Genomic DNA, 2,471 nt, shown 5'->3' on the forward strand with positions numbered 1-2,471 from the left:
CTCTTATCGGGCTCTGCGTACGCGATGAGCAACCGGTGCGTGGCGTCATGCTGAACTTCCGTCAGCAGCCGATCTCGTTTGATGGGCCACCGTTCGATCCGGAGTCGGGCCCGGGATACAACGAGATGTCCAACCAGCAACTGGGATCCGTTGGACAACAGTAACGGTAATCCTGGGTACGACTACGCCGAGATGGGATGGCGCGGAAGCTACTCCTCAGAGACGGATACCAGCACGCACACCGCCTACTGGCTCGAGGTGGGGATCGAAGACGAGTACGTGGTGGAGGAGTTCCACGCCATCCAGAGACCGGACTCCACCTTGGCCGATGGTTCGATGCACACCTGGATGAGCCTCGGCAACGACGCGGGCGAGTGGGACCTGTTCTACGACTTCAACCATGTTGGAACGACGCGGTTCGCGTCCGGTAACCGGACCCGTGACCTCGAGTACGGCCTGCTCACCCGCTATGCCGAGTATGCCTCGCTGGCCACTCCGTTCGAAAACCGGCTGCAGCTGCTGGACGGTAACGACGTGTGGCACCGGCCGACGTTGGGGCGGGTTTCCGGCTTCTCAAGCAACATCTGCGGTCTACCAGACCCGTTCTCGCTTGAGATGGGCGAGGCGAACACGCCCCCTACTGCTTCACCTCCTCGACAACAGCGCGCAGCACCGGCGAAGTCGACCGGGTGACGCTCGGCAAGCCTGCGGCCGGCACTCTGGCGGCTGTGGCACCAACGCCGAACATGGCCAGCACGGCCGTGCACAACGGTGTCGACCAAAAAGCGCTTGCCGATTGTCTGGGCGACGACCCCGCCCGCTGCCTGGAGACCGTCCCCGGCTTGGCCGCGTGCGTCGCCGCCCGCAAGCAGTGCAACGCGTTACCCGCCCGCGCCGCCACCTCCAGCGAGCGTCGTAAGCCAGTCACGCCGGCCGAGGCCCAGAAGTTGGCCGGACGCGATCTGCGGACGAAATCCCTCGGCAGCCGCGTCGCGACCCTAACCAGCGACGAGATCGGCCGAAGCGGCATCGCGCTCGACGGCGCCCCGGTCGGGACGAACGTTCACGTCGTCACCGGCGATGCCACCGTCAACGGCCTGGCAAGCGGTCGGACCTCACCTACCAGGGCTACACGATGGTCTATGACGCCGCGGACGGACGCCTGCTCTACGCATGTCTCGGCAGCCCCTGCCCCCGAAAGGAGCTTTCGTGAGGAGACTCGCCTCTCTGGTGGTCGCCGCGGTCGGCGTATTCGCCACGGCCACCCCCGCCACAGCGGCCGTCCCGCGGCCCGACCCGGCTGGCTGGCTGGTGACGGAGTCCTCCGGCAGCACACCCACGCCGGACAACACGCCGCCGCAGACCAGTACCGCTCTGCCCGCTGCCCTGCCGCAGGACGATGTGAAGCGGATCTGCCGCAGCCAGCACGCCGCACAGGCTTCGACCCAGCAGGGCTGGATGATGGACCGCTTCAATCGGTGCCACATCGGCCATCGCAAGGTCGAGTTGCGCTGTAGGGGCTGTAGCACGGCGATCGCCAGCGTCGAATTCGACTACACGCTGGTCGGCATCGCACAGAACGGCACCCGCCAGGTCGATTTCTACCTCAGCTTCGACGACTGGAAGGCGCTCGGGGGCGCCGAACGGGAGACTACTCCGATGCGGGTCAGCCTCACCGGCTGCGGAAGCTTGATCACCTGCAATCCGTCCGGTGCCGAGGTCAGCCAGCCGCTCGGTCAGTGGGCGGCGATACCCAACATGTGGGTAACCATGACCTCGCCGAACAACACCGGGATCGGTAACGACTACCGGGCGCAGGCGCTGATCCGGCTCAACATGGCGATCACTCCCGTCAACCCGCAGATCGATCCGTGGATCGAAAACGGCATGACCACGGCCGACATCCGATTCGACTCAGCTGGCGCGGTCGCCGGCAGACACCACGGAGCGGTCTTCGCAGACGTCATTCCCACGTACGACCTGGCGGCAATCGCGCGAGCCGACAACTGGGAGTCCGGGGTGGAGGAGTCGATCCAGCACATCGACGACGCGCTGCACCACCCGGTGCGAACCTGGCCGTCCTTCCTCGGTAAGAGCCCACCCGGCGAGTACCGTCCGGAGGCCGGCGCCAATCAACGGCCGCTACACCGCCTGGTCGACAGCCAACTGCAGGCAACCAACCGCGACTGGGCCGGCAAGGTCTGCAGAGATGTCTGGGGTGAGGGTTCGGCCACCCCGAACCTCAACTGCGACGAGTACCCGATGGCCTCGACCCGGGAGGGCGCGTACACCGGCAGCGGCGGAGCGGACGGCAATCCGGACGGTTGGAAGACCTGGCACGGCTCGGCCCGCCTGATCGGTGAGGAGGACAATCAGGACTCCGGGCGGCGTTATCTGAGCAACGGCTTCTACCAGCCGCAGCGCATCATCGACGGAGACGCGTTCTTCGTCGCGATCAGCAGGTGAACAGC

General features: G+C 66.0%; 2 protein-coding genes. Both read left to right on the plus strand.

What is annotated here, in order from left to right:
* The first annotated feature begins 150 nt into the window (after nt 1-150).
* Nucleotides 151-693, plus strand: coding sequence for a hypothetical protein (locus tag ACFHWY_RS28220; protein WP_416583280.1), 543 nt, complete (start codon nt 151-153; stop codon nt 691-693).
* Nucleotides 694-1,209: 516 nt separating this feature from the next.
* Entirely contained in the window at nt 1,210-2,466 is a 1,257-nt protein-coding gene (locus ACFHWY_RS28225; RefSeq protein ID WP_416583281.1) for a hypothetical protein, read from the plus strand.
* The last annotated feature ends 5 nt before the right edge of the window (nt 2,467-2,471 follow it).

Source organism: Micromonospora sp. LOL_024, assembly GCF_048060415.1.
Classification (GTDB): Bacteria; Actinomycetota; Actinomycetes; order Mycobacteriales; family Micromonosporaceae; genus Micromonospora.